Here is a 24,216-nt window from a genome sequence, read left to right on the forward strand (position 1 = left end):
ACTGACAATCGGCCCGGGCCCCGGCGAAAGCCCCCGCCCGGCCGTCCCGTTGCGCCGTCACCGGCTGCCCGGTCCGTCCGGCCGGCTCGCCTTGACCGAGTACATCAGCGGAATCCGCGGCCGTTCCGCCGGGAAGCGGTAGTAGCCGTCCGATCCGTGCTCCAGCACCGGGAACCGCGCGAAGAGCGAGGCGTCGTGCTCGTGCAGGAACTCGATCCGCAGACCGGCCGCGGCCAGCGCGGAGACCACACTGCCCACCGGGTGCTGCCACTCGACGCTGCGGTTGTGGACCGTCGGCGCGTCGAAGTCCGCGTACGTGCCCGGCGTCTCGTCCACCCAGGCGTCGCGGGAGAAGTAGTCGTGCACGATCCGCGCACCCGTCTCGTCGTCGAGGCAGTCGGTGAGCGGATGGAACTCCGCCAGGTAGAGGAACCCGCCGGGCGCGACGAGGGAGGCCGCCGTCTCGGCCCAGCGGTCGATGTCGGGCAGCCAGTTCAGCGCGCCGATGCCCGTGTAGACGATGTCGTACGCGTCGTCCGGCACCGCCTGTGCCGCGTCGTGGACGTCTGCGGCGACGAACGCCGCCCGGTCCGGGCCCATGCCCAGCTCCCGGGCGAGCCCGCGGGCGGTCTCGACGGCCGGTTCGGAGAAGTCGAGGCCGACGACCTGCGCGGCGCCGTGCCGGGCCCAGGACAGGGTGTCGAGACCGATGTGGCACTGCAGGTGCAGCAGCGTCCGGCCGGTCACGTCCCCGACCTCCGCCAGCTCGAAGTCCCGCAGGGCGTCCTTGCCCGCGCGGAAGGAGTCCAGGTCGTAGAAGTCGCTCTCGGCGTGGATGGGCACACGCTCATCCCACATCGCGCGGTTGGCCTCGCGCCAGTCGGCGGGTATCGGAGCAGGCATGTCGGCGAGGTTATCCACAGGCTGCGGACGACGCGAACGGTTTGTCGGCCGTCCGGAGCAGAATGGTGGGCATGACTGAGACCACTGGTTCGAGAGACGATTCCGTCCCCGCGTGGGAGCAGCGCTTCCGGGCTCCCCGGGTGTCGCTGCCCGACTGGGCGCAGGACGCGCCGGACCGCGCGCTGTTCGTCTCCAACGCGACGGGGACCTACGAGCTGTACGCGTGGGACCGGTCGACGGGCGGGCAGCGCCAGGTGACCGACCGGCCGAACGGGACGACGGACGGCGTGCTGACGCCGGACGGCGAGGCCGTGTGGTGGTTCAGCGACACCGACGGGGACGAGTTCGGGGTGTGGATGCGCCAGCCGTTCGGCGCCGGGGGCGAGGCGGCGGTGGACGAACCCGCCGCTCCCGGCCTCGGCCCCTCCTACCCGGCCGGGCTCGCCATCGGACGCGACGGCACCGCGGTGATCGGCCGTTCGACGGACGAGGACGGCACGACGGTCCATGTCGTACGGCCCGGGGCGGCGCCCGCGGAGATCTACCGCCACCGCGAGTCGGCGGGGGTGGGCGACCTGTCGCACGACGGCTCGCTGATCGCGCTGGAGCACACCGAGCACGGCGACGCGATGCACTCCGCGCTGCGCGTGGTGCGGCCCGACGGCACCGCGGTCGCGGAGCTGGACGACACCGAGGGCGGCACGAAGGAGCTCGGCCTCACGGTCCTCGGCTTCGCACCGGTGGCCGGGGACACCCGGCTGCTGGTCGGGCACCAGCGGCGCGGCCGCTGGGAGCCGATGATCTGGGACCCGGTGGCGGGCACGGAGACCGACCTCGCCATCGATCTGCCCGGCGACGTCGGCGCCGAGTGGTATCCGGACGGCTCCGCGCTGCTCGTCGAGCACGGCTTCGAGGCCCGCAGCGAGCTGTGGCGGTACGGGCCGGCCGCGGCCGACGGGACCCTGGAGCGGGTGGAGACGCCCGCGGGTTCGGTCTCGGGCGCCACGGCCCGGCCGGACGGCACGGTGGAGTACCTGTGGTCGTCGGCCGCCGAGCCGCCCGTCGTCCGCTCCACCACCGGCGCGGTGGTGCTCGATCCGCCCGGCGCGAAGGCCCCGGTGTCCGTCCCGGTCGAGGACGTGTGGGTGGACGGGCCCGGGGGCCGCATCCACGCGCTCGTCCAGCGCCCGGCCGCTCCGGCCGAGGGCCCGTTCCCGACCGTCTTCGAGATCCACGGCGGACCGACCTGGCACGACAGCGACGCCTTCGCGGCCGGCCCCGCCGCCTGGGTGGACCACGGTTACGCGGTCGTCCGGGTCAACTACCGCGGCTCGACCGGTTACGGGCGGGCCTGGACGGACGCGCTCAAGCACCGGGTCGGCCTGATCGAGCTGGAGGACATCGCGGCGGTGCGGGAGTGGGCGGTGAAGTCCGGCCTCGCGGACCCGGCGAAGCTGGTCCTGGCCGGCGGCTCCTGGGGCGGCTATCTGACACTGCTCGGCCTCGGCACCCAGCCCGGCGACTGGGCCGTGGGCCTGGCCGCGGTCCCGGTCGCGGACTATGTCACGGCGTACCACGACGAGATGGAGGCCCTGAAGGCCATGGACCGCACCCTGCTGGGCGGTACGCCGGAAGAGGTGCCCGAGCGTTTCGAGGCCTCCTCGCCCCTCACCTACGTCGACGCCGTGCGGGCCCCCGTCTACATCTCGGCGGGCGTCAACGACCCGCGCTGCCCGATCCGCCAGGTGGAGAACTACGTGGACCGGCTGAAGGGCCGCGACGCCGTGCACGAGGTCTACCGGTACGACGCGGGCCACGGCTCGCTCGTGGTGGAGGAGCGCATCAAGCAGGTGCGGCTGGAACTCGACTTCGCCCAGCGCCACCTGGGAGACCCGGCCGGGGCTTCCCAAGGGCTGTAGGGAGCGCATAAAGGGCGGTGTACGAGGTGCCCCCGCTCCGGAGGGCCGGAGCGGGGACCGTACCGTGGAGGGGTGTACCGGTTCCTGCTGACCCCGCGATGGTGGGGGATCAACCTCTTCGTCGCGCTGGCCATCCCGTTCTGCGTGTTCATGGGCACCTGGCAGCTCGGCCGCTTCGAGGACCGCGTGCAGACGCACGAGGCCGCCGAGAAGCAGCCCGCACCCGGCTCGATGACCGCCGAGCCGCTCGACGAGCTGCTGCCCGTCGACACGGTGACCTCCGGCCGCCCCGCGACCGCGAGCGGCACGTACGCCGATCAGTTCCTGGTGCCCGGCCGGAAGCTGGGCGACCGCAGCGGCTTCTACGTGCTGGACATGCTGCGCACCGACAGCGGCAAGGCCCTGCCGGTGGTACGCGGCTGGCTGCCCGGGAAGGCCGGACAGACCCCGGTGCCGGCCGCACCGACCGGACGGGTCACCGTGACCGGCGACCTCCAGGCCTCGGAGAACACGGGGACGGAGGGCGTCGACGCGAAGGGCGGCCTCCCCGACGGCCAGGTCGGCATGATCAGTGCCGCGTCCCTGGTCAACCTCGTGCGGTACGACGTCTACGACGCCTGGGTGACCCTCCAGGACACCGGCGCCGGCACGGGTGCGGCCGGGACCGGCGCGTCCGGGACCTCCGACGCCGCCCTCACCGACACGCCGGGAAAGAGCGGCGCCGAGCTGCGTCCCGTCCCGGCCGCCGCGCCCGAGGGCAGCGGCCTCGACCTGAAGGCGTTCCAGAATCTCGGGTACACGGGTGAGTGGTTCGTCTTCGCCGCGTTCGTCGTCTTCATGTGGTTCCGGCTGCTGCGGCGTGAGGCCGAAGCAGCCCGGGACCTGAAGCTCGGCCTCGTCGCCGACGAGGACACCCCGGCAGGCTGAGCCGGCCTCCGGCGCCCGCACAGCTTGACCGAAGAGATAGAGGCACCCCTGCCTACGACGGGGGTGCCAGCACGCCCGTCCGGTAGATCGTGCCCGCGCAGGCGTTGGCGATCGTCGTCTCGGCGACCGGCGCCCCCGGCTCCGGTGTGTGCATCACGGACACGGTGCCCTTGGCCGCCGCACCGTCGCCCTCGTCACCACCGAGCTGCGTCTCCGTACCCGCCTCGCCCTCCCCGGTCCCGGTGCCCGTCGTGGACCCGGCCGCGACCCCGGTGCTGCCGGCCGCTCCGTCCGTGGGCGTCGGGGAGGGTGAGCCGCCGGTGGTCGGACAGGTCTCCTGGGGCACCCAGGCGAACTGCACCTCATAGACCATGGCCGGCTTCAGCAGCACGGTCGTCTCCTCCTGCGCGGGATCGGGCAGTCCGGATGCCGGGTCGCCCTCCGTGTGCCGCACGACCACGATCCTGGCCGGGTCGGCCGCGCCCGTCGCCGCGAAGTCCACCGTGCCGCCGCTGCTCACCGAGCAGTTCGTGCCGGACACGTTGGCGATGCGGAAGGTCCCGTAGACCGTGCCGTCGGCACCGGCCGCGCCGGTGCTCGCCGAGGCGACCCCGAGCTGGTCCGGGGAACAGGCCGGCATGTCGGCCTGCGCGCTGGCGGACGGATCGTCCGCGGAGCCGCCGTTCGTGTCCTCGTCCGCGCCCTGACCGCTGCTGTCGGACGGGGTCGCGGTGCTGTCCGGGAGGCCCTGGGTACCGCTCTGCTGCCCGTCGCCGCCGCCGGTGCCGCCCCCGTTGCCGGACTCCGCGCCGGGCTCCTCACCGTTGCCGCCCTGAGCCTGCTCACTGTGACCGGCGATGGCGGGGCTGGCCTTGTCCGACCCCTCGGAGCCGGCCACATGGACGAAGGCGGGGACCGCGGTGCCGATGAGCAGGGCGGCCGCGGCCACCCCGACGAGCGCCTGACGGCGCCGCGCACGACGGGCGGGCACCGCGCGGTACAGATGGTCGAGAGAGCCGTCGCTCGGTTCGAGGCCCTGCACGGCACCACGCATCATCAGGCGCAGCGCCGCCTCGTCGAACAGGTCACCGCCGGGCGATCCGGACCCCGGACCGGACAGGGCGGCCGCGCCACCACCGGTCCCCGGAGGCACCCCCCGGCCCGTGTCGCCGTCCCTGTGCGGAGCGCTCTCCGGCCCGTGGTTCACAATCCCGTTTCCAGTCCGGTCATTCCGATGTGCGCGGGCAGACCGGCGCCTGTTCCCGTCCTCGTTCACGTTCGCGTTCTCGTCGCCGCGCAGGTGGTCGTCGTCGTGGCGCCCGCTCATGCCTGCGCCTCCATCACCACGCGCAGCGCCGCGATGCCGCGGGAGCCGTACGCCTTCACCGAGCCCAGGGAAATCCCCAGCGTCTCGGCGACCTGCGCCTCGGTCATGTCCGCGAAGTAGCGCAGCACCAGCACCTCCCGCTGGCGCCGTTGCAGCCCCCGCATCGCCTTGATCAGCGCGTCCCGCTCCAGCTGGTCGTACGCCCCCTCCTCCGCGCTCGCCATGTCCGGCATGGGCTTGGAGAGCAGCTTCAGCCCGAGGATGCGCCGGCGCAGCGCGGAGCGGGAGAGGTTCACGACGGTCTGACGCAGGTACGCGAGCGTCTTCTCGGGCTCACGTACCCGGTTGCGTGCCGAATGCACGCGGATGAACGCCTCCTGCACGACGTCCTCACAGGACGCCGTGTCGTCCAGCAGCAGGGCGGCGAGACCGAGGAGCGAACGGTAGTGGGCGCGGTAGGTCTCGGTGAGATGGTCGACGGTGGTTCCGGCTGCCACGCTCTCCTCAGCGCCCTCGCGCTGCGTCGGCAGCCCCGCCGCCCGCGCCGCGGGCATGGGCGCGATCACCGGCATACCACCGGACGCGCGGGGCTGCCTGAGCGGTCGCACCGAAGCTCCGCGCAGGGGGCCCACCACTGTGATATCGAGAACCTCTGCCACGCCAGTTGGACACGTTTCCCCCCGTCAGGGTTGTACGCATACGGCACCGCGTTTGACTCCATGCGATAAGCCCTCATACGCACCCGCTCTTCCCCAAATACCCCGAATATGCGCCCCGCCGCGCAAGAAGTGACCGCAGAGACGCCTGCCGGCCGGCCGGCGGTTGCGACGGGCCGAAAGGTCATCGTCGGCCACCGCGACACCCCAGCTCAAGGGGTTCCGAACGGCAAGTTGCTCACAGGGCATTCACAGAGCGTACAAAACAGGTTCGATCAGGACCGGGGAAATTCGGCAGCCACCGTTTCGGCGATCTGCGCCACGTTCAGCGCCGCTCCCTTACGGAGGTTGTCGCCGCAGACGAAGAGTTCCAGCGCTCTGGGGTCGTCCAGCGAGCGGCGGACCCGGCCGACCCACGTGGGATCGGTGCCCACCACATCGGACGGGGTCGGGAAATCACCGGATCCGGGGTTGTCGTAGAGCACCACGCCCGGCGCGGTGGCCAGGATCTCGTGGGCCCGGTCGACCGCGACCTCGTTCTCGAACCGGACGTGCACGGACATCGAGTGCGTGGCGATCACGGGCACGTACACACAGGTCGCCGAGACCTTCAGCGCGGGCAGATCGAGGATCTTGCGGCACTCGTCGCGGATCGCCAGTTCCTCGGACGACCAGCCGTCGCCCGCGTCCGTACCGGCCCACGGCACGACGTTGAGGGCCACGGGTGCGGCGAAGGGGCCGCCGTCCGTGTCGCCCACGACCCGGCGCACGTCGCCCGGCTTCGTACCGAGTTCGGTGCCGGCCACCATCGAGAGCTGTTCCCGCAGGACGGTGACGCCGTCGCGCCCGGCCCCGCTCACGGCCTGGTAGGACGAGACGACGAGTTCCCGCAGCCCGAACTCGGCGTGCAGGGCACCGACCGCGACGATCAGCGACAGCGTCGTGCAGTTCGGGCTCGCGACGATGCCGCGCGGTCTGATCCGTACGGCATGCGGGTTGATCTCGGGTACGACCAGCGGGACCTCGCCGTCCATCCGGAAGGCCGCCGATCCGTCGATGACGACCGTGCCCTTGGACGCGGCGAGCGGCGCCCAGTGCGCGGACACCTCGTCGGGCACCAGGAAGAGCGCCACGTCGACATCGTCGAAGACGTCCTCGGTGAGTCCGAGGACCTCGGCCTCCTCACCGCGGACGACCAGCTTGCGGCCGGCCGGACGCGGTGAGGCGATCAGTTTCACCTCGCCCCAGACATCCGCGTGTTCCGAGAGGATCTGGAGCATGACGCCGCCGATCGCCCCGGTCGCGCCGACGACCGCGAGCGAAGGGCGGCGTGCGGTCATCGGCCGGTGCCCCCGTACACGACTGCCTCGTCGGAGTCGCTGTCGAGACCGAAGGCGGTGTGCACGGCGCGCACGGCCTCGTTGACGTCGTCGGCGCGGGTGACCACCGAGATACGGATCTCGGACGTCGAGATCAGCTCGATGTTCACGCCGACCTCGGACAGCGCCTCGAAGAAGCCCGCGGTGACCCCCGGGTTGGTCTTCATACCGGCGCCGACCAGGGAGATCTTGGCGATCTGGTCGTCGTAGCGCAGCGACTCGAAGCCGATGCCGGCCCGGCTGCGCTCCAGGGCGTCGATGGCCTTGCGGCCCTCCGCCTTGGGGAGCGTGAAGGTGATGTCGGTCAGGCCGGTCGACGCGGCGGAGACGTTCTGCACCACCATGTCCATGTTGATCTCGGCGTCCGCGATCGCGCGGAAGATCGCTGCGGCCTCACCCGGCTTGTCGGGCACGCCGACGACCGTGACCTTGGCCTCGGAGACGTCGTGGGCGACTCCGGAGATGATGGCGTGCTCCACCTGCTGGTCCCCTTGCGGCTCGTTGCTGACCCAGGTTCCGCGCAGCCCCGAGAAGGACGAGCGGACGTGGATCGGGATGTTGTAGCGGCGTGCGTACTCCACACAGCGGTGCAGCAGCACCTTGGAACCGGACGCGGCCAGTTCCAGCATGTCCTCGAAGGAGATCCAGTCGATCTTCCGGGCCTTCTTCACGACCCGCGGGTCGGCGGTGAAGACACCGTCCACATCGGTGTAGATCTCACAGACCTCGGCGTCCAGTGCCGCCGCGAGCGCCACCGCGGTGGTGTCCGACCCGCCGCGGCCGAGGGTCGTGATGTTCTTGCCCTCCTGGCTGACTCCCTGGAACCCGGCGACGATGGCGATGTTGCCCTCGTCGATCGAGGTCCGGATGCGGCCGGGCGTGACATCGATGATGCGCGCTTTGTTGTGGACCGAGTCGGTGATGACGCCGGCCTGGCTGCCCGTGAAGGACTGGGCCTCGTGGCCCAGGTTTTTGATCGCCATGGCCAGCAGGGCCATGGAGATCCGCTCCCCGGCGGTCAGCAGCATGTCGAACTCACGCCCGGCCGGCATCGGGGATACCTGCTCGGCGAGATCGATCAACTCGTCCGTCGTGTCACCCATCGCGGACACCACGACAACCACCTGGTTGCCGTTCTTCTTGGCGTCGACGACTCGCTTGGCGACCCGCTTGATGCCCTCGGCATCGGCTACGGAGGAGCCTCCGTACTTCTGCACGACAAGGCCCACGTGCGCTCCTCGCTCAATCCATTTATCGCGGTCGGCTCAGTTTAACGAGCAGTCCGGAAACGCCCCGTTCATACCACATGCTGAGATGTCCCGCTCACCACGTGATCGTCGGCGTGTCGCTCCGAACTGCTCGTACGAGGCTGCTGCCCGCTGATCACCGCACCACTCCCCCATGTGGCCCAGCCCACACGGCGTACGTCCGAATGCCCCGTCCCGTCCCGTCGGCGCCCGCCGCACGCCGCCGCCCCCGATCCGGGAGCCGTACCGGTTGCGGTTCACGGCCGCCCCCTCAGGATCGAGCGGGGGGACGGAAACCTCGTCGGGCTTCCGGCGGGCGCGGGCGAACGCCCGGCGCCGCCCCACTCACCGAAAGGACCGATCATGCCTGTGTGCACCACCCGCGACGGTGTCGAGATCTTCTACAAGGACTGGGGCCGGGGCCGGCCCGTGGTGTTCATCCACGGCTGGCCGCTGAACGGCGACGCCTGGCACGACCAGCTCAAAGCGGTGGCGGACGCCGGGTTCCGCGGCATCGCGCACGACCGGCGCGGCCACGGACGCTCCACCCCGGTCTGGGACGGCTACGACTTCGACACCTTCGCCGACGACCTCGACGACCTGATCACGGGCCTGGACCTGCGGGACGTCACGCTCGTCGCGCACTCCATGGGCGGCGGCGAACTCGCGCGCTACATCGGGCGTCACGGCACCGAGCGCATCCATTCCGCGGTCCTGCTGTCCGCGGTGCCGCCGCTCATGCTCAAGTCCGCGACCAATCCGGAGGGCGTGCCGCAGGAGGTCTTCGACCAGATCAAGGCCGGCATCCTCAAGGAGCGCTCGCAGTTCTGGAAGGACACCGCGGAAGGTTTCTTCGGCGCCAACCGGCCGGGCAACAAGGTCACCCAGGGCAACAAGGACGCGTTCTGGTACATGGCGATGGCGCAGACCATCGAGGGCGGTGTCCGCTGCGTCGACGCGTTCGCCTGCACCGACTTCACCGAGGACCTGAAGAAGTTCGACATCCCCACCCTCGTCGTCCACGGCGACGACGACCAGGTCGTGCCCATCGACGCCACCGGCCGCAAGTCGGCGCAGATCATCCCCGACGCCGAGCTGAGGGTCTACGAGGGCGGCTCCCACGGCATCGCGCTGGTCCCCGGCGACAAGGAGAAGTTCAACAAGGACCTCCTGGACTTCCTCAAGAAGTAGCCCGCGCGAACCCGGCCGGGCCGGAACCACCCGCGGGCCCCGGCCGGACGAGGTGACTCACGCAGAAACCGGCCGGACGCAACGACCCGCGGGAAGCCGGCCGGGGCGCGGTTCGGGGCGTCCTCAGGCCGCCGCGCCGGCGGCCCACTCCTCGCGCAGCATCGCGAACAGCACCGTGTCGTACCGCCTGCCCGCCACCCGTACGGTCTCCCGGCGCCGGCCCTCCTCGCGGAAGCCCGCCCGGGTGAACGCGCGGACGGCCCGCTCGTTGCCGCTCCATGTGTCGAGCTCGACCCGGTGCAGCCCGAAGGCCCCGAACAGATGCCCCACCAGCAGCCTCAGCGCCTCCGAGCCGTACCCGCGGCCCCAGTGGTCCCGGCTGCCCACCGTGACGCCCACCGTGACCACGCCGGCGAACGGGTCCAGGTCCCGGTAGTCCGCCATGCCGATCACCGTGCCGTCGGCGAGGTCCTCGACCGTGAGGACGGCCGACTCCCTCGGCGGCAGCCGCAGCATCGTCTCGAAGGCGAGCGCGAGCGCCTCCTCCGTGACCGGCCCGAAGCACGGGTCACCGGCCGTGGCCCAGTGCACGACCTCCGGGTCGTTGCGCCACCGGAGGTGGTGCGCCGCGTCGTCCGCGCGCAACGCGCGGAGCCTTACTGATGTGCCTTCGATCATCCGGTGATCATATTCCGGGCCCGGCCCGTGATGATCTTGAAAAGCGGACGCCCCGGAGCTTCCCGGAACTACTTCACCGGCCGCAGGCCCAACGGGCCCGCGATCTCCTCGGCCATCACCCGGCCGGCTTCCTCGGCCAGGTCGTCGTCGCCCGCGTCCTGGTCGGTGTCCAGGCCGTCGAGCTCCTGGAGCGGCTGGTTCAGCCGGATGTGCGCGATCAGGGACTGGAGCGCGCGCAGGGCGGCGGAGGCCGTGGAACCCCAGTTGGAGAAGTAGGAGAACTGCCACCACCACAGCGCCTCGGTGGTGCGGTCCTCCTCGTAGTGGGCCAGGCCGTGGCGCAGGTCCGTGACCAGGTCGGCCAGGTCGTCGGAGATCCGCGCCGGGACCGGGGCCTTGCGGGGCTCGTACGGGTCGAAGACCTCGGAGTAGACGTCGATCGGCTCCAGCAGGGTCGCGAACCGCTCGCGCAGCCCGTCCGCGTCCGGCTCGGCGCCCAGGTCCGGCTCGTAGAGCTCGTCGGGAAGGATGTCCTCGTACGCGCCCAGCCGGCCGCCGGCCAGCAGGAGCTGGGAGACCTGGAGGAGCAGGACCGGAACGGCCTCCTCCGGCTCCTCGACGTGGGACACCTCGGTGACCGCGACGATGAACGTCTTGATCTGGTCGGCGATCTGGACGGCGAAGTCGTCCGGGTCCTGAGTGACAGTGTTCAGCGTGGCGTCAGACATCGAGGAGACCTCCCGTGGGCACGGTCGCAGACGGTGGGAAGAAGATAACGGCGCTGAACGTAAAGCCGTCGTGAGACCGCCGGTCGACGGCCGGAAAGCGATCAGACATCGAGCAGGCGCCTCCCCTCGAAGGCGCGGCCGAGGGTGACCTCGTCCGCGTACTCCAGGTCGCCGCCCACCGGCAGGCCGCTGGCCAGCCGGGTGACGCGCAGCCCCATCGGCTTGACCATCCGCGCCAGGTACGTCGCGGTGGCCTCGCCCTCCAGGTTGGGGTCGGTCGCCAGGATCAGTTCGGTGATGGAGCCGTCGGCGAGCCGGGCCAGCAGCTCGCGGATGCGCAGATCGTCCGGACCGACGCCCTCGATGGGGCTGATCGCCCCGCCCAGAACGTGGTAGCGGCCCCGGAACTCACGGGTCCGCTCGATCGCCACGACGTCCTTCGGCTCCTCGACCACGCAGATGACCGTCCGGTCGCGGCGCGCGTCACGGCAGATGCCGCACTCCTCCTGCTGGGCCACGTTGCCGCAGACGGCGCAGAAGCGGACCTTGTCCTTGACCTCCAGGAGGGCATGGGCGAGACGGCGCACATCAGTGGGCTCGGCCTGCAGGATGTGGAAGGCGATCCGCTGCGCGCTCTTGGGACCGACGCCGGGCAGCCTGCCCAACTCGTCGATGAGGTCCTGAACCACGCCTTCGTACAACGGAACGCCTTTCGGGCCGGGTCGTCGTGGTACGTACCGTAGGGGGTACGTACCGTCTTGGGTATGTCCGCGGTCGTGTGCCGTATGTCCGCGGACGCTCGCGGTACGCCTGCGGTCAGAAGGGGAGGCCGGGCATGCCGCCCAGGCCCTGGGTGAGCGGGCCCAGCTTCTGCTGCTGGAGCTGCTGGGCGTTCTCGTTCGCCGCCTGGACCGCGGCCACGACGAGGTCCGCCAGCGTCTCGGTGTCCTCCGGGTCCACCGCCTTCGGGTCGATCACCAGGCCGCGCAGTTCACCGGAGCCGTTGACCGTCGCCTTCACCAGGCCACCGCCCGCCTGGCCGTCGACCTCGGTCCTGGCCAGCTCCTCCTGGGCCTGGGCGAGGTCCTGCTGCATCTTCTGAGCCTGCTGCAGCAGCTGCTGCATGTTGGGCTGACCACCACCGGGAATCACGGTCACTCCAGGCATTTCGACGACAAATGTTTCGGTAAGCCGAGCCTACGTGCTCCCCGGGCAGCGCGCCCCACCCACTGGTCAGCAACTCTTTCGAGTGAGTTCTCGGAAACCGTGGCGGGGCTCCTATACCTGACCAGAGGCCCTGTGTACCCGGGAATACCGCGATTTCGACCCCACGGCCCACCATTCGGCGGTAGGAAGGGGTGCGTCCCGGTACGCGCACGCGCATCTCCCGTCACGCATGGTTACGCACGGGGGAACGCGGGTCGCACCGGGCCGGTGAGCAGCGAGTGCACAGAGAACAGAGATCCGCCCATCGTCGAGTACGCGGTCGAGAAACACGCGTCGCTATACAGCATGCAGAGGAGTACCCCGGTGAGTCAGCCGGAGATGCAGCCCGAAGGGCCGCCCCGCAACGAATCCGGTGTGCCCGGTCCGGTCACTCCTTCCGGTGCGGGCTCCGGCGCTCGGAACCGTGAGGCACAGGGCAGGGACCTGACCGGAACGCCGTTCCCGCTCGGCGACTGGGGCGAACCCGCTCAGCGGCTCGACGAGCTGTACCGATGGGTCGAGTCCGACGCGCTGCGCACCGCCGACTGGTACCTGGGTGACCGGGTGTGGAAGCGGCGCGGCGCCAGGGCGCTGCGGCTGGGCACGGCGGCCGGGGCGGTCGCGGGAGCCGCGCTGCCGCTGCTGGACCTGACGGGGGCGCTGCACGGCGCGGCGGGCTGGGGGTATCTGTCGCTGCTGCTGGGCGCCGCCTGCATGGCCTGCGACCGGTACTTCGGCCTGACCTCGGGCTGGATAAGGAATCTCGCCACGGCCCAGGCCGTACAGCGCAGGCTCCAGGTGCTCCAGTTCGACTGGGCTTCGGAGTGCGTGCGGGAGGTGCTCGGCCCGACCGAGGGCACGGCGAGCGAGGCGGCCGAACGGTGCCTGGGGGTGCTGCGGCGCTTCTCGGAGGACATCACGGAACTCGTACGGTCGGAGACCGCGGACTGGATGGTGGAGTTCCGGGCCGGTCCCGCCCCGATGGGCATGCAGGCGCTGGTCTCCGGCGGCTCGGCCGGCGGGCGCGCGGAGCCCGGGGTTCAGCCGGGCAGGTTCCCGCTGCAGTCGATGGGCCGGCCGAACATGCCGCGGCAGCGGCCGCCGGAGTCCCCGCGGTGACCGGTCACCGGTGAGCACCGCGGGGAGCGGCAGGGTCCGCACCCTCAGCTGAAGATGATCATCGAGCCCTGCGCGAGACTGCGGGTGACCGCCGCGTGCAGGCCGAGCCAGACATGGCGCTCCCGGGCGAACGGGTTGTTGTCGTACGGGAACGGCATCGCCGGCTCCTCCAGCGAGGTGGGCCCGGCGGGCGGCAGCGGGGCCGGCGGCGGGTTGGCGGGGTCGATGCCGATGGACGGGGCGACGAACTGCAGCTCGCGCAGCAGTCCGTACGCCGAGCCGAGCGGACCGCCGCCCTCCAGAAGGGCATCGGTGGACAGGGGCACGGCGAAGTCCACAGGAACGTAGGCGCCCGCGTGGTCGTAGTGCCACACCAGATGTGACTGCTGGGCGGTCGGCTCGAACATCTCCAGCAACTGCTCGTAGTCCCCGCCCAGTTCGTCGACGGGGGTGACGGCGAGTCCGCTGAGCTGGAGCAGGTAGGCGCGGCGCAGGAAGTGCAGCGCGTCGTAGTCGAAGCCCGCGACCGGGGCCACGTCGCCGGTCAGCCCGGGCATGTACGCGTAGACGGGCACGGGCGGCAGCCCTGCCTCGCCGAGCGCGTTGTCGTAGACGGCTATCTCTTCGGCGAAGGGGTTGTCGGGGCTGTGGCACAGCACGTCGACGAGGGGGACCAGCCACAGGTCACAGGCCACGAAGTCTCGCTCTCATGCGGGGATGTGTGCGGTGGTGCGATGGTCGGGACAGCGTAATGCGGTCGACGCGTCGCGGACAGTGGCCCATCGGTACCGGCTCGCGCCCGGTTCACGCCCGCCCCTGCCCCGCCTGACCGGACGGGTCAGCGCGGCGGGTGTGCGCGGTCCTCGGGACCGGCCGGACCGTCGGGCCGCGGCGCGTCTCCCGGCCGGGCGTCCCGGTCCCCGGCCTCCAGCCGGTCCGCCCAGCGCAGGGCGTGCTCGGTGTGGTCCTCGACGGCGCGGCGCAGAGCCTCACGGTCGCGGTGCGAGATCGCGGCGACGAGCTCGGAGTGCCCCTGCCACAGCCAGTTCCGCACCTCGCCGTCGGCGCGCAGGTACGGCACGGCGAACACCCATGCCTGGACGCGCAGCCGGTGGAGGAAGTCGGTGATGTAGATGTTGCCGACGAGGGCGCCCAGTTCGCGCCAGAAGCGCAGGTCGTAGCCGATCAGGATGTCCAGGTCACCGCCGCGCGCGGCACGGGAGGCCTCCTCGGCCCGGCGGCGTACGGAGACGAGCGCGTCCCGGTGGACGGCCTGGCGCGCGGGGCCGGGGAGCGGTCCCGAGAACACGTCCCGGATGACCCCGTCCATGACCAGCGCGCGGGCCTCCACCATCGCGCGGTAGTCCGCGACGGTGAACTCGTAGACCCGGAAGCCCCGGTGCTGGTCGGATTCGAGCAGGCCCTGCGCGGAGAGGTCGAAGAGCGCCTCGCGGACGGGCGTCGCGGAGACCCCGTACTGCTCGGCGATCTGCTTGACGGTGAACTCCCGCCCCGGCTGCAGACGCCCGGCGATCACCTCGTCACGCAGCGCGTCCGCGATCTGCTGCCGCAGCGTACTGCGTGTGACAGCTCCGCTCGCGCGCATGGCGCCCCTCCCCGCTTTCGGCCTCGGGTCACCTTAGACGAGGGGGGCGGGAAGGGGCGCGGCAAGCGTTACGCGGTGTGCCGGTCGGCCACGGACAGCGCGGCGTCGAGAGCGGCCAGGCCCTCCTTGGCCTCGGCCTCCGTGACGTTGCAGGCGGGTACGGCGTGCGTGCGGTTCATGTTGATGAAGGGCCAGAGGCCGTTCTTCTTCGCGGCGGCGCCGAAGGCCGCCATCGGCGCGTTGGCCTCGCCCGTCGCGTTGTACGGGACCAGCGGCTCGCGGGTCTCCTTGTTGCGGACCAGGTCCAGCGCCCAGAACGCTCCCAGGCCGCGGACCTCACCGACCGAAGGGTGGATCTCGGCGAGTTCGCGCAGACCGGGGCCGAGGACGTTCTCGCCGATGTGGGCGGCGTTCTCGATGACCTTCTCGTCCTCCATCACGTGGATGGTGGCGACCGCGGCGGCGCAGGCCAGCGGGTGGCCGGAGTAGGTGAGGCCGCCCGGGTAGGGGCGGGTCTCGAACGTGGCGGCGATCTCGGCGGAGATGGCGACGCCGCCGAGCGGGACGTACCCGGAGTTGACGCCCTTGGCGAAGGTCATCAGGTCGGGCGTGACGTCGAAGTGGTCGGCGGCGAACCACTTGCCGGTGCGGCCGAAGCCGGCCATGACCTCGTCGAGGACGAAGACGATGCCGTACCGGTCGCAGATCTCGCGGACACCGGCGAGATAGCCGGGCGGCGGCGTCATGATGCCGGCGGTGCCCGGAATGGTCTCCAGGATGATCGCGGCGATGGTCGACGGGCCCTCGTAGGCGAGCGTGTCCTCCAGGTGCTGGAGCGCGCGGGCGCACTCCTCCGCCTCGGTCTGCGCGTAGAACGGCGAACGGTAGAGGAACGGGGCCCAGAACCGGACGACGCCCGCCGAGCCGTTGTCGGACGCCCAGCGGCGCGGGTCGCCGGTCAGGTTGATCGCGGTGGAGGTGGCGCCGTGGTACGAGCGGTAGGCGGAGAGCACCTTCGTACGGCCGGTGTGCAGCCGGGCCATCCGGACGGCGTTCTCGACCGCCTCGGCACCGCCGTTGGTGAAGAAGATCTTGTCCAGGTCGCCGGGGGTGCGCTCGGCGATGAGGCGGGCGGCCTCGGAGCGCGACTCGATCGCGAAGGCGGGCGCGAAGGTCGTCATCCTCGCCGCCTGCTCCTGGATCGCGGCGACGACGGTGGGGTGCTGGTAACCGATGTTGGTGAAGACGAGGCCGCTGGTGAAGTCCAGGTAGCGGTTGCCGTCGTAGTCCCAGAAGTACGCCCCCTCGGCGCCGGCGACGGCGAGCGGGTCGATCAGGCCCTGGGCGGACCATGAGTGGAACACGTGCGCGCGGTCGGCGGCCTTGACGGCCGCTCCGGCAGCGGAGTCGGCAGGGAGATGAGGGGTCATGCGAGGAGCGTAGGCGTCGGCGGCGGGCGTCCGGTATGGCCACCTTGTATGCCGTGGGCCGCCTGGTTCGGCAGGGTGTCGGGGCGCGCCGCACCCTCGCGAGCAATTGACAACATGCTGTCGAAGCGACAACATGTTGTCATCAACGTTCATCCTGTCGAGGAGGCCGTCATGACCCGCGGAACCGCATACCTGGCCGTGTACGACACCTACGCCGACTGGGAGACCGGGCACACGACCGCCCACCTCGCCCAGAACGGCTTCACCGTCCGGACGGTCGGCCCCACCACCGCCCCCGTCACCAGCATGGGCGGACTGACCGTCCACCCCGATCTGCCGCTCGCCGGGCTGCGCCCCGAGGACGGTGCGCTGCTGATCCTGCCGGGCGCGGCGCTGTGGGACTCCGGCGACGCGCTCGCCCCCTTCGCCCGCACCGCGCGCACCTTCCTGGACGCGGGCGTGCCGGTCGCCGCGATCTGCGGGGCGACGGCGGGACTGGCCCGCGAGGGACTGCTCGACGAGCGGGCGCACACGAGCGCGGTCTCCTTCTACCTGGCGGCCACCGGATACGCGGGCGGCGCGCACTACACGGAGGCCGATGCCGTGACCGACGGCGACCTGATCACCGCCGGACCCACCGAACCGGTCGCGTTCGCCCGCGAGGTCTTCGCCCGTCTCGGGGTGTACGACGGGAAGAAGCTCGACGCCTGGTACCGGCTCTTCCACGATTCGGACCCGAGCGCGTACGAGGTGCTGCAGGGATGAGCCACGCGGACCAGGACCGGCTGAGCCGGACCGCCCTCGGGATCTTCCATCTCAACGGCCGGTTCCTCTCCGTGGCGGACAAGCTGGCCGCTCCGGCCGGGCTGACCGCCGCGTGGTGGCAGGTGCTCGGCGCGGTGATCAGCGAGCCGCTGCCGGTCTCCGGTATCGCCCGCTCGATGGGCATCACCCGGCAGGGCGTGCAGCGCATCGCCGATCTGCTGGTGGGCAAGGGCCTCGCGGAGTACCTCCCCAACCCGGCCCACCGCCGCGCGAAGCTGCTCCGCCCCACGGAGGAGGGCAGGGCCGCGATGTCCCGGATCAACCCGGGACATGCCCAGTTCGCGGCACGCCTGGCGCGGGAGCTGGGGGACGAGGGCTTCACGGAGACGGTACGGGTACTGGAGCGCCTGACCCGGGCGCTGGAGACCCTCGGGCCCCCGGACCCGCCCGACGCCCCCGGCGGTCCCGGTCACCCGGGCGGTCCTGGATCGCTCGCCGGGCCCGACTCCCCCGGCCCGTCCGGCGATTGAGGGCACGGTCGGCGCCCGCCCCGGCCGGCTTCCCCGCGGACAAGCCCCGCCCACCGGCCCCCGCCGGGGCGACGCGCGCCGCTATTCTCGTCCCCGTCCGGCGTGTCGCCGTACGGGGGAGGACTGCACACCATGGAGAAGCTCGGGTCCGCCGATCCGCAACGCATCGGCGCCTACCGCCTGCTGGGCCGGCTCGGCGCGGGCGGCATGGGCCAGGTCTATCTGGCCCGTTCCGACCGCGGGCGCGTGGTCGCGATCAAACTGGTCCGCGAGGAACTCGCCGCGCAGCACGAGTTCCGCGACCGGTTCCGGCAGGAGGTGCGGGCCGCCCGCCGGGTCGGCTCCACCTGGACCGCTCCCGTCCTGGACGCCGACACCGAGGCCGTCGTTCCCTGGGTCGCCACCGGCTATGTCGCCGGCCCCTCCCTCCAGACCACCGTCACCGGGCGCGCGTACACCGCGGCCGGACCGGCGCCCGGGGCGTACGGCCCGCTGCCGGACCGCTCCGTCCACATCCTGGGCACCGGGCTCGCCCACGCCCTGCGGGCCATCCACGGCGCCGATCTCATCCACCGCGACCTCAAGCCGTCCAACATCCTGCTGACGATCGACGGCCCGCGCGTCATCGACTTCGGCATAGCCAGGGCGCTCGACACCGTCACCGACGGCGGCCTCACCCGCACCGGCGCCCTGGTCGGCTCGCCCGGCTTCATGTCGCCCGAGCAGGTGCGCGGCGAGCGTGTGACCCCGGCGTGCGACGTGTTCTGCCTGGGGGCTGTGCTCGCGTACGCCTCGACCGGACGTCTTCCGTTCGGCGCGGCGGCCAGCGGGGTGCACGCGCTGCTGTTCCGGATCGCGCAGGAGGACCCGGACCTGACCGGGGTCCCGGTCGACCTCGTGGAACTGATCCAGGACTGCCTGCGCAAGGACCCGGCGACGCGTCCGTCGCCGGACGAGATCCTGGACCGGCTGGACGAGGGCGACTCCGCCGAGCCCTGGCTGCCGGGCGCCCTCATCGCCCAACTCGGCCGCCACGCCGTGGGTCTGCTGGACTCGGAGGACCCGATGGACGCGGGGCCCAAGGACAACGAACCGTCCGACGCCGTCCCGTCCGACGCCGTCCCGTCCGACGCCGTCCCGTCCGACGCCGTCCCCACCGCCCCTGTCCCGGCCGATGCCGTGCCCACCGACACGGCCACCGTCCCCGCGCCACCGCAGGAAGCCACGCCGCACACGCCACCGGAGGGAACGCCGGGCCGGGAACCGGCACCGGCCCCCGCCGAAGCCGCGCCGCCCACACCCCCCGTGGCACCCGCACCACCCGCAGCCGCCCACGCCCCCGGACCGTCCACCATGGTCGGGCCTCCCACACCCGCCGTCCCCCCGGCCGAACCCCCACAGCCCGCGCCGCCCTCTCCCGCGTACGGTTACCCGCAACTGCCGGCCCAGCCGCACCCGGGCCAGGGATACGGCTATCCGCAGCAGCAGGCGCCCAACCAGGGCTACGGCTATCCACAGCAGCAGGCGCCCAACCAGGGCTACGCGTACGGCTACCCGCAGCAGCCGGGATTCGGGCCCACACCCCCGTACGGCCCGGTCCACCCGGCCGGTGCCCAGCCGCCGCCCCCGCGCCGCAGTGCCGGGTCGACCATCGCCCTCGTCGCGGTCGCCGTGCTCGTCGCCATCGGGGCGGGCGGCTCCGTCTACGCGCTCATGAGCGACCGCGGCACGGGCACCACCGCCTCCCCCACCGAATCGGCCGACCCCTCCCCGGCGGACGACTCGTCCAACTCGCCCTCGCCGGACGGCCCGCAGGACCCCTCGCCCAGCGACGACGGGCAGAACGGGGACGACCAGGGGGTCATCCCGCAGGAGTACGTGGGCACCTGGTCCGGCTCCATCGACAACGCCGCCGGCCACTCCACGCGCGAACTCGTGATCCAGCAAGGACAGGTGGGCGATTCCGTGCTCACTCTCACCGCCGAGGGTCCGCTGGACACCGGCGGCACCTACCGCTGTGTCTTCCAGGCGGATCTCGCGACGGAGCCGTCCGAGGGCGAGCCGGTCAGTATCGGCCCGTCCGCGGTGACGGAGGGCGAGCCGATGACGTCCTGCACCCCGGGCAGCTCCACCACGCTCACCCTGCTCCCCGACGGCACCCTGAGCCGCACGAACACGGACTCCGGCGAGAAGCTCACGTACACGAAGTCCGGCTGACTCAGCTCAGGCCGCGCACCACGAGACCGATGCCGACGGCGAGGACGGCCGAGGCGGTGACGACACTCGCGTACGGGAGGCAGCGCCGCAGCGCGGGCAGCCGACGCTCGGCCAGGGCCGCGGCCCTGTTGCCGCTGCTGGAGAGCAACAGTCCGGCGGAGGTGAGGGTCAGGGCCATTCCCACGCCGTATCCGACGACCAGCAGGACGCCGAAGAACGTACGGCTGAGCGCGACGGCACCCAGCAGGACGACGAGCGCGGACGGACTGGGCACCAGACCACCAGCCAGCCCGACCCCCAGCAGCGCGGGCAGGCCCTTGCCGCGGGTGGGCCCTGTTCCGGCCGACTGCCCGTGCACGTGGTCGTCACCCCCGCGCCCATGGCTGTGACCGTGGCTGTGGCTGTGAGTGTGGCTGTGTCCATGGCCGTGGTGGTGGCCGTGCGACGCCGGGTTGCGCGTCTTCAGCTCCCGTACCGCCGTGACCGCAAGTCCCGCCCCCAGCACCGCGATCACCGCCCCGCTCACCGCACCCAGCCACCCCAGCAGCCGCTCGCCGAGGAACCCGCCTCCCGCGGTCAGCGCCAGCCCCACGGCCAGCACCCCCGCGGTGTGCGTCGCCGTCACCGTCGCGCCGACGGCGAACGCGGCCCGTACGCCGCCCTCCCGCCGTGCCAGGCACGCGGCGACCGCCAGCTTGGCGTGCCCCGGCAGCGCCGCGTGACCGGCGCCGAGCAGCATCGTCAGCAGGATCGCGAGAAGACCCACCGGAACCGTCAGGTCCCGGCTGGACGTCAGTCCGGTGAGCCGCTCCTCCAGCGCCGGGAAGAGGACCGCACCCCGGTCGACGGCCGGGGCCGCACCGGGACGGCCGGGTCCTGCGGCGGCGCCCGTTCCCGGCTCCGTGCGGAGCTCCGCACGCACCACGTCGGAGGCCTGACCGTCGGACGGGTACCGGCGCAGCACCTCGCTCGCGCTCCGCGCCGGAACGGACGACCCGATCAGGCGAACGCCGTCACCGGCCGCCGTGATCTCCTTCCAGCCCGTCCGGCCGGCCTCGGCCGCCGAGGTGAACACCACATGGGCGGTCCGGGAAAGACGGGCCTCGGCGCTCAGCGAGCAGGTCAGCCTGGCAAGCGGCATTCCGGCCGCCCCTCTGCCGTACGTCAGCGCGCTGCGTCCGACCCGCCACATCAGCGCCTCGCCATCCACCGAGAGCCGGGTCCGCCCGGCGAGCGCCGTGCACCGCTCCTTCGCACGGGTGGCCGCCTCCTCGTCGGAGACGGTCCCGTCCCGGTTCCGGTCGGTCGCGCCCTCGTCCTGGGCCGTGGGAATCTCCGCGCTGTCGACCACGGCGGTGTCCGTGATCCCGTCCCGTGCGAGCCGGAGCCCGTCGTAGTGGTTCATGCTGAAATTGCCCAGCGGATGCGCAGGCTGTGCCGCGCCGGCCACCGGCGCCGCGGACAGGCAGATCAGCAACGCGGCAGGCAGCGTGCGGGCGGTTCGCATCATCAACTCGGTGACTCGGTCCTCTTCAGGTCGGTTTCAACAGCCGTCGTGCCAAGGGCGCGTGGTACGGGGAGAAGTGCGGGTTCAGTGCGAGCGCCTCGCGCAGGTGCCGTGGACCCTCCGGCAGCCCGAGCGCCCGCTCGATCGCCCCCCGGTGGTACCGGAAGAGCGCGTTGTCCCAGCCCGTCCTGGCGGCCCTGCGGGCGTATCCGACGGCTTCGGAGTCGTGGCCCGCCCGGTGCAGTGCCCAGCCCAGCGCGTCCGCGACGATGACGCTCCGCGCCCGCTTCCACTCGCCCCGCATGAGCTCCACCGCGACGTCCGGGTCACCGTGATCGGCGACGTACAGCGCGAGATGCGGATCGACCGCTCCACCCGACGCCCGCAGCAGCCGTACCTGTGCGTCCAGCGCCGCCGTCTCCGTTCGTACCCGGGCACCGCCGCCCAACTCCACGGCCTCGGCGAGGAACTGAGGCAGCGGGGTCCGTCCGGTGAGCTCCCGGTACATGCCCAGGGCCTTCGCCGTGTCGCCCCGCGACGCCGACACCCTGGCCAGCCCGGCTTCCCCGTACGGATGGCCGGGTACCGCGTCCAGCGCGAGCCGGTAGTGCCGCTCCGCCCGGTCCACCGCGCCCCGCGACCAGGCCAGGTCCCCCAGCCTGGCCTCGGCGAAGGCGCGTTCGTCGGCTGTCGAGGCGCTGTCCACGGCACGTTGCAGAGCGATCGCGGCGTCCGCCGGTCTGCCGTTGGTCTCCAGGTCGTACGCCGCCCTGCTGTACGCCGCACCGGCGGGCGCGATGTCCAGCAGCCGTTGGACGGCGGCCCGGGCCGCCGGGTAGTCGCCGAGCTGGATCTGCGCGTCGGCCAGTACGGCGTAGCCGTCCGCCCGGTCCGGTGCCATCCGGGTCGCGCGGAGGCCGAAGTCACGGCCCTCGGCGAACTCGTGGCGGGCGTTGGCCACCAGCCCCTGGCCCGTGACGGCGGCGTAGTTGTCCTTCTCACGCAGGGCCAGGGAGGTGCGCAGTGCCTTGTCGGCCGCGTCGAGACGGCTCGCGTCCAGCGTGACCCTGGCCTGTTCGACTTCGGCGCGTGCCAGGTCCGACCAGACCGCCGCCTCCCGCGGATAGCGTTCCGTGCGTTCGCGGGCGGTGGCGAGCGCGAGGTCCGCGGCGCCGGGCGCCGCCGCGGTCTGCGGAGCGGCGGCCCCCGGGTGCGTCTCGTGCCGGGGACCGAGAGACAGCAGTCCCGCCAGGCACCCGGCGACGGCCGCCGCTCCGCCGACCGCGCAGAGCAGACGCCTCACGGGCCCGCGTGCGGCAGGTTGAGGTAGGGGAAGGTGCGCTGCGCGTCGGCGACTTCCAGGGCGGCCACCGGCTCGGGCAGCAGCCCGGGCGGCGCCGGACGGGCGGGCTCGCCCTCCAGCATGCGCAGCAGCGGTCCGTCGATGTTGTCGTTGGGGCGGCGCCCGTTGGGATACCCCTGCAGGTCCCCGTCGAGCACACCCATGGCGCGCGGCGCGGCGGTGACCGGCGTCATCAGGTTCAGCCGCAGTTCCTCGGCCATCACGATGCGGCTCGGGTCGGCGTCCGCGTTCATGGTGTGGGTGTTCAGATCGAAGCCGAACTTCGAGCCGTTGTCCTTGCCGATCCCCTTCAGGAAGAGGGCCTGGATGTCCGTGCGGGGCGTCGCCGGCGCCTTGAACCCCTGCGCGGCCTCGATGCGATGGGGCGGTACGGGGTCGAGGGTGTCGGCCAGGAACTCGGCCTCCAGATGGTCGTCCTCGGGCGCCCGCGCCTGGAACCGGTCCTCGGGGCCGCCCGGCTCGGAGAGCCCGATGGTGGAGCCGTACACGGTGAACGCCACATGGGGGTTGCCGTGGCGCGCGACCTGCCGGAAGACGGGCGCCTGACCGGCCAGGCCGCGGCCGAGATCCGCTCCCTCCCGGGAGACGGCGCCCCACACCCCGATCACCGGATTGCGTGCCGCATCACCCTTCAACGCCACCTCGCGCTTGGGCACCTGGATGATCAGGCTGTTCACGTTGAGGGCGGACAGCGGCTGGGCATCCGGCAGCCATCCGGGGACGGGCCCCCGTGTACCGACGGTGTAGAGGCCGAAGACCTGGGTGTCCGCCTTGAACGAATCCGCGACCTGGCCCGCCAGGGTCCGTCCGCCACCCGGAAGGTCACGGGTCGCCTGCGTGCGCAGCCTGCGGTAGTCGGGCATCAGGAACCGGCCGGCGTGGGTGGGTGCCGCGATCGCGTCGTTCAGCAAAGTCTGGGTACCGGCGGCCGTGACCCGTTCGAGCGTGTACTTCTGGCGCACCCCCAGCGATCGGTCGTCCAGCGAAGTCACCGGCTCCGGGCCGACCTTGGGGCCGAGCCCGAAGGGCCGGCGGTCGTCGTCGCGGAACGTCCAGCGGTACGTGGTGTCGGGCGCCCCGTCCCCGTCGGCGTCGGTGTGGATCTCGTACCGCGCACCGGTCGCGAACGGGTAGTCGACCAAGGCGTTCGCCGCGGTCCCCGGCATCTCGAACGGACGGACATTGGCGATGAGCGTGACCATGTCCGGATTATCCGGGCTGCTGAACGCGTAGACGTCGGTGAGGTCGGCGGCCGTGTCCAGCACGGACGACGGAGCGTCGATGTGTCCGCCCGCCTCGCCGGTTCCGGTCAGCGGCCCCCAGAGGGAGGTGACGGTCAGTGCGACGGCCGTGGCGGTGAGAACGGCCGTGCGGCCTCGGGGGATTCGCCGGGGCAGCCTCGGTGGCCGGACGTCAGTTGCGGGCATGCTGCGCTCCAGTGCTCGGCGTACGGGGGTAGGCCCAGAGTGGTGCGTTGTTGATCATGACGGGCGTTCACCGCGCCGCTCAGACCCGATC

The 24,216-nt window shown here is 72.0% G+C and carries 22 protein-coding genes; 7 read left to right on the forward strand and 15 right to left on the reverse strand.

Annotated elements, in window-relative coordinates; all coding sequences use genetic code 11:
• Window positions 1-57: 57 nt before the first annotated feature.
• Window positions 58-903, reverse strand: a complete 846-nt coding sequence (locus ACIQMX_RS35460; protein WP_363075187.1) for a methyltransferase domain-containing protein — start codon at window positions 901-903, stop codon at window positions 58-60.
• Between the two features lie 71 nt (window positions 904-974).
• Here ACIQMX_RS35460 and ACIQMX_RS35465 point away from each other — a divergent pair, with 71 nt between their 5' ends.
• Both ACIQMX_RS35465 and ACIQMX_RS35470 read left to right on the forward strand, forming a co-directional pair.
• Window positions 975-2,822, forward strand: coding sequence for a S9 family peptidase (locus tag ACIQMX_RS35465; protein WP_402484296.1), 1,848 nt, complete (start codon window positions 975-977; stop codon window positions 2,820-2,822).
• 72 nt (window positions 2,823-2,894) lie between these two features.
• Complete coding sequence (locus tag ACIQMX_RS35470; protein WP_363075183.1) at window positions 2,895-3,749, forward strand: SURF1 family protein; 855 nt, start codon at window positions 2,895-2,897, stop codon at window positions 3,747-3,749.
• 52 nt (window positions 3,750-3,801) lie between these two features.
• On the opposite strand, the gene ACIQMX_RS35475 is transcribed toward ACIQMX_RS35470, so the two are convergent.
• From ACIQMX_RS35475 to ACIQMX_RS35490, 4 genes are all read right to left on the reverse strand, one after another.
• Window positions 3,802-4,956 carry a hypothetical protein gene (locus tag ACIQMX_RS35475; RefSeq protein ID WP_402484374.1) on the reverse strand — a complete coding sequence of 385 codons (1,155 nt, stop codon included), beginning with the start codon at window positions 4,954-4,956 and terminating at the stop codon, window positions 3,802-3,804.
• 116 nt (window positions 4,957-5,072) lie between these two features.
• Window positions 5,073-5,648, reverse strand: a complete 576-nt coding sequence (locus ACIQMX_RS35480) for a SigE family RNA polymerase sigma factor (protein ID WP_363075259.1) — start codon at window positions 5,646-5,648, stop codon at window positions 5,073-5,075.
• Between the two features lie 359 nt (window positions 5,649-6,007).
• Window positions 6,008-7,072, reverse strand: a complete 1,065-nt coding sequence (locus ACIQMX_RS35485) for an aspartate-semialdehyde dehydrogenase (protein WP_363075181.1) — start codon at window positions 7,070-7,072, stop codon at window positions 6,008-6,010.
• Window positions 7,069-8,340, reverse strand: coding sequence for an aspartate kinase (locus ACIQMX_RS35490; RefSeq protein ID WP_363075179.1), 1,272 nt, complete (start codon window positions 8,338-8,340; stop codon window positions 7,069-7,071). Before ACIQMX_RS35490 ends, ACIQMX_RS35485 begins: the two co-directional genes overlap by 4 nt.
• 381 nt (window positions 8,341-8,721) lie before the next feature.
• Here ACIQMX_RS35490 and ACIQMX_RS35495 point away from each other — a divergent pair, with 381 nt between their 5' ends.
• A complete protein-coding gene (locus ACIQMX_RS35495) occupies window positions 8,722-9,549 on the forward strand; it encodes an alpha/beta hydrolase (RefSeq protein ID WP_363075177.1) in 828 nt (275 codons plus the stop codon).
• A gap of 123 nt (window positions 9,550-9,672) precedes the next feature.
• Here the strand turns inward: ACIQMX_RS35495 and ACIQMX_RS35500 are convergent, their stop codons facing one another.
• From ACIQMX_RS35500 to ACIQMX_RS35515, 4 genes are all read right to left on the reverse strand, one after another.
• Window positions 9,673-10,227, reverse strand: a complete 555-nt coding sequence (locus ACIQMX_RS35500; RefSeq protein WP_402484299.1) for a GNAT family N-acetyltransferase — start codon at window positions 10,225-10,227, stop codon at window positions 9,673-9,675.
• A 68-nt stretch (window positions 10,228-10,295) separates the two neighbouring features.
• A complete protein-coding gene (locus tag ACIQMX_RS35505; RefSeq protein ID WP_402484301.1) occupies window positions 10,296-10,955 on the reverse strand; it encodes a DUF5063 domain-containing protein in 660 nt (219 codons plus the stop codon).
• 101 nt (window positions 10,956-11,056) lie between these two features.
• Entirely contained in the window at window positions 11,057-11,656 is a 600-nt protein-coding gene (recR, locus tag ACIQMX_RS35510; RefSeq protein ID WP_148019920.1) for a recombination mediator RecR, read from the reverse strand.
• Between the two features lie 115 nt (window positions 11,657-11,771).
• A complete protein-coding gene (locus tag ACIQMX_RS35515; RefSeq protein ID WP_148022075.1) occupies window positions 11,772-12,107 on the reverse strand; it encodes a YbaB/EbfC family nucleoid-associated protein in 336 nt (111 codons plus the stop codon).
• A 378-nt stretch (window positions 12,108-12,485) separates the two neighbouring features.
• Between ACIQMX_RS35515 and ACIQMX_RS35520 the strand changes: the two genes are divergently transcribed.
• Entirely contained in the window at window positions 12,486-13,280 is a 795-nt protein-coding gene (locus ACIQMX_RS35520; protein WP_402484304.1) for an SLATT domain-containing protein, read from the forward strand.
• Window positions 13,281-13,324: 44 nt separating this feature from the next.
• Here ACIQMX_RS35520 and ACIQMX_RS35525 read toward each other — a convergent pair whose 3' ends face one another.
• The 3 genes from ACIQMX_RS35525 to ACIQMX_RS35535 form a co-directional block, all read right to left on the reverse strand.
• Window positions 13,325-13,975 (reverse strand): hypothetical protein, encoded by a 651-nt coding sequence (locus ACIQMX_RS35525; RefSeq protein WP_363075169.1) that lies wholly within the window; start codon window positions 13,973-13,975, stop codon window positions 13,325-13,327.
• A 143-nt stretch (window positions 13,976-14,118) separates the two neighbouring features.
• Complete coding sequence (locus ACIQMX_RS35530; RefSeq protein WP_363075167.1) at window positions 14,119-14,886, reverse strand: GntR family transcriptional regulator; 768 nt, start codon at window positions 14,884-14,886, stop codon at window positions 14,119-14,121.
• A gap of 68 nt (window positions 14,887-14,954) precedes the next feature.
• Window positions 14,955-16,316 carry an aspartate aminotransferase family protein gene (locus tag ACIQMX_RS35535; protein WP_363075165.1) on the reverse strand — a complete coding sequence of 454 codons (1,362 nt, stop codon included), beginning with the start codon at window positions 16,314-16,316 and terminating at the stop codon, window positions 14,955-14,957.
• Between the two features lie 171 nt (window positions 16,317-16,487).
• Here ACIQMX_RS35535 and ACIQMX_RS35540 point away from each other — a divergent pair, with 171 nt between their 5' ends.
• From ACIQMX_RS35540 to ACIQMX_RS35550, 3 genes are all read left to right on the forward strand, one after another.
• Entirely contained in the window at window positions 16,488-17,081 is a 594-nt protein-coding gene (locus tag ACIQMX_RS35540) for a DJ-1/PfpI family protein (RefSeq protein WP_363075163.1), read from the forward strand.
• The gene (locus ACIQMX_RS35545; RefSeq protein WP_363075161.1) at window positions 17,078-17,611 is read left to right on the forward strand and encodes a MarR family winged helix-turn-helix transcriptional regulator; all 534 of its coding nucleotides are present in this window, start codon (window positions 17,078-17,080) and stop codon (window positions 17,609-17,611) included. The genes ACIQMX_RS35540 and ACIQMX_RS35545 overlap by 4 nt, the downstream gene beginning before the upstream one ends.
• 132 nt (window positions 17,612-17,743) lie before the next feature.
• On the forward strand, window positions 17,744-19,828 hold the full coding sequence (locus tag ACIQMX_RS35550) for a protein kinase (protein ID WP_402484307.1): 2,085 nt from the start codon (window positions 17,744-17,746) through the stop codon (window positions 19,826-19,828).
• Window position 19,829: 1 nt separating this feature from the next.
• Here ACIQMX_RS35550 and ACIQMX_RS35555 read toward each other — a convergent pair whose 3' ends face one another.
• From ACIQMX_RS35555 to ACIQMX_RS35565, 3 genes are read right to left on the reverse strand one after another with little or no spacing between them, the layout of a single operon-like run.
• Window positions 19,830-21,341, reverse strand: coding sequence for a nickel transporter (locus ACIQMX_RS35555; protein ID WP_402484309.1), 1,512 nt, complete (start codon window positions 21,339-21,341; stop codon window positions 19,830-19,832).
• Window positions 21,342-21,360: 19 nt separating this feature from the next.
• Complete coding sequence (locus tag ACIQMX_RS35560) at window positions 21,361-22,638, reverse strand: tetratricopeptide repeat protein (protein ID WP_402484311.1); 1,278 nt, start codon at window positions 22,636-22,638, stop codon at window positions 21,361-21,363.
• Window positions 22,635-24,125: a DUF4331 domain-containing protein gene (locus ACIQMX_RS35565; RefSeq protein WP_363075155.1), complete on the reverse strand. Its 1,491-nt coding sequence runs from the start codon at window positions 24,123-24,125 to the stop codon at window positions 22,635-22,637. Before ACIQMX_RS35565 ends, ACIQMX_RS35560 begins: the two co-directional genes overlap by 4 nt.
• Window positions 24,126-24,216: the final 91 nt, after the last annotated feature.

The sequence above is a fragment of the Streptomyces sp. NPDC091416 genome (genome assembly GCF_044756845.1).
Classification (GTDB): domain Bacteria; phylum Actinomycetota; class Actinomycetes; order Streptomycetales; family Streptomycetaceae; genus Streptomyces.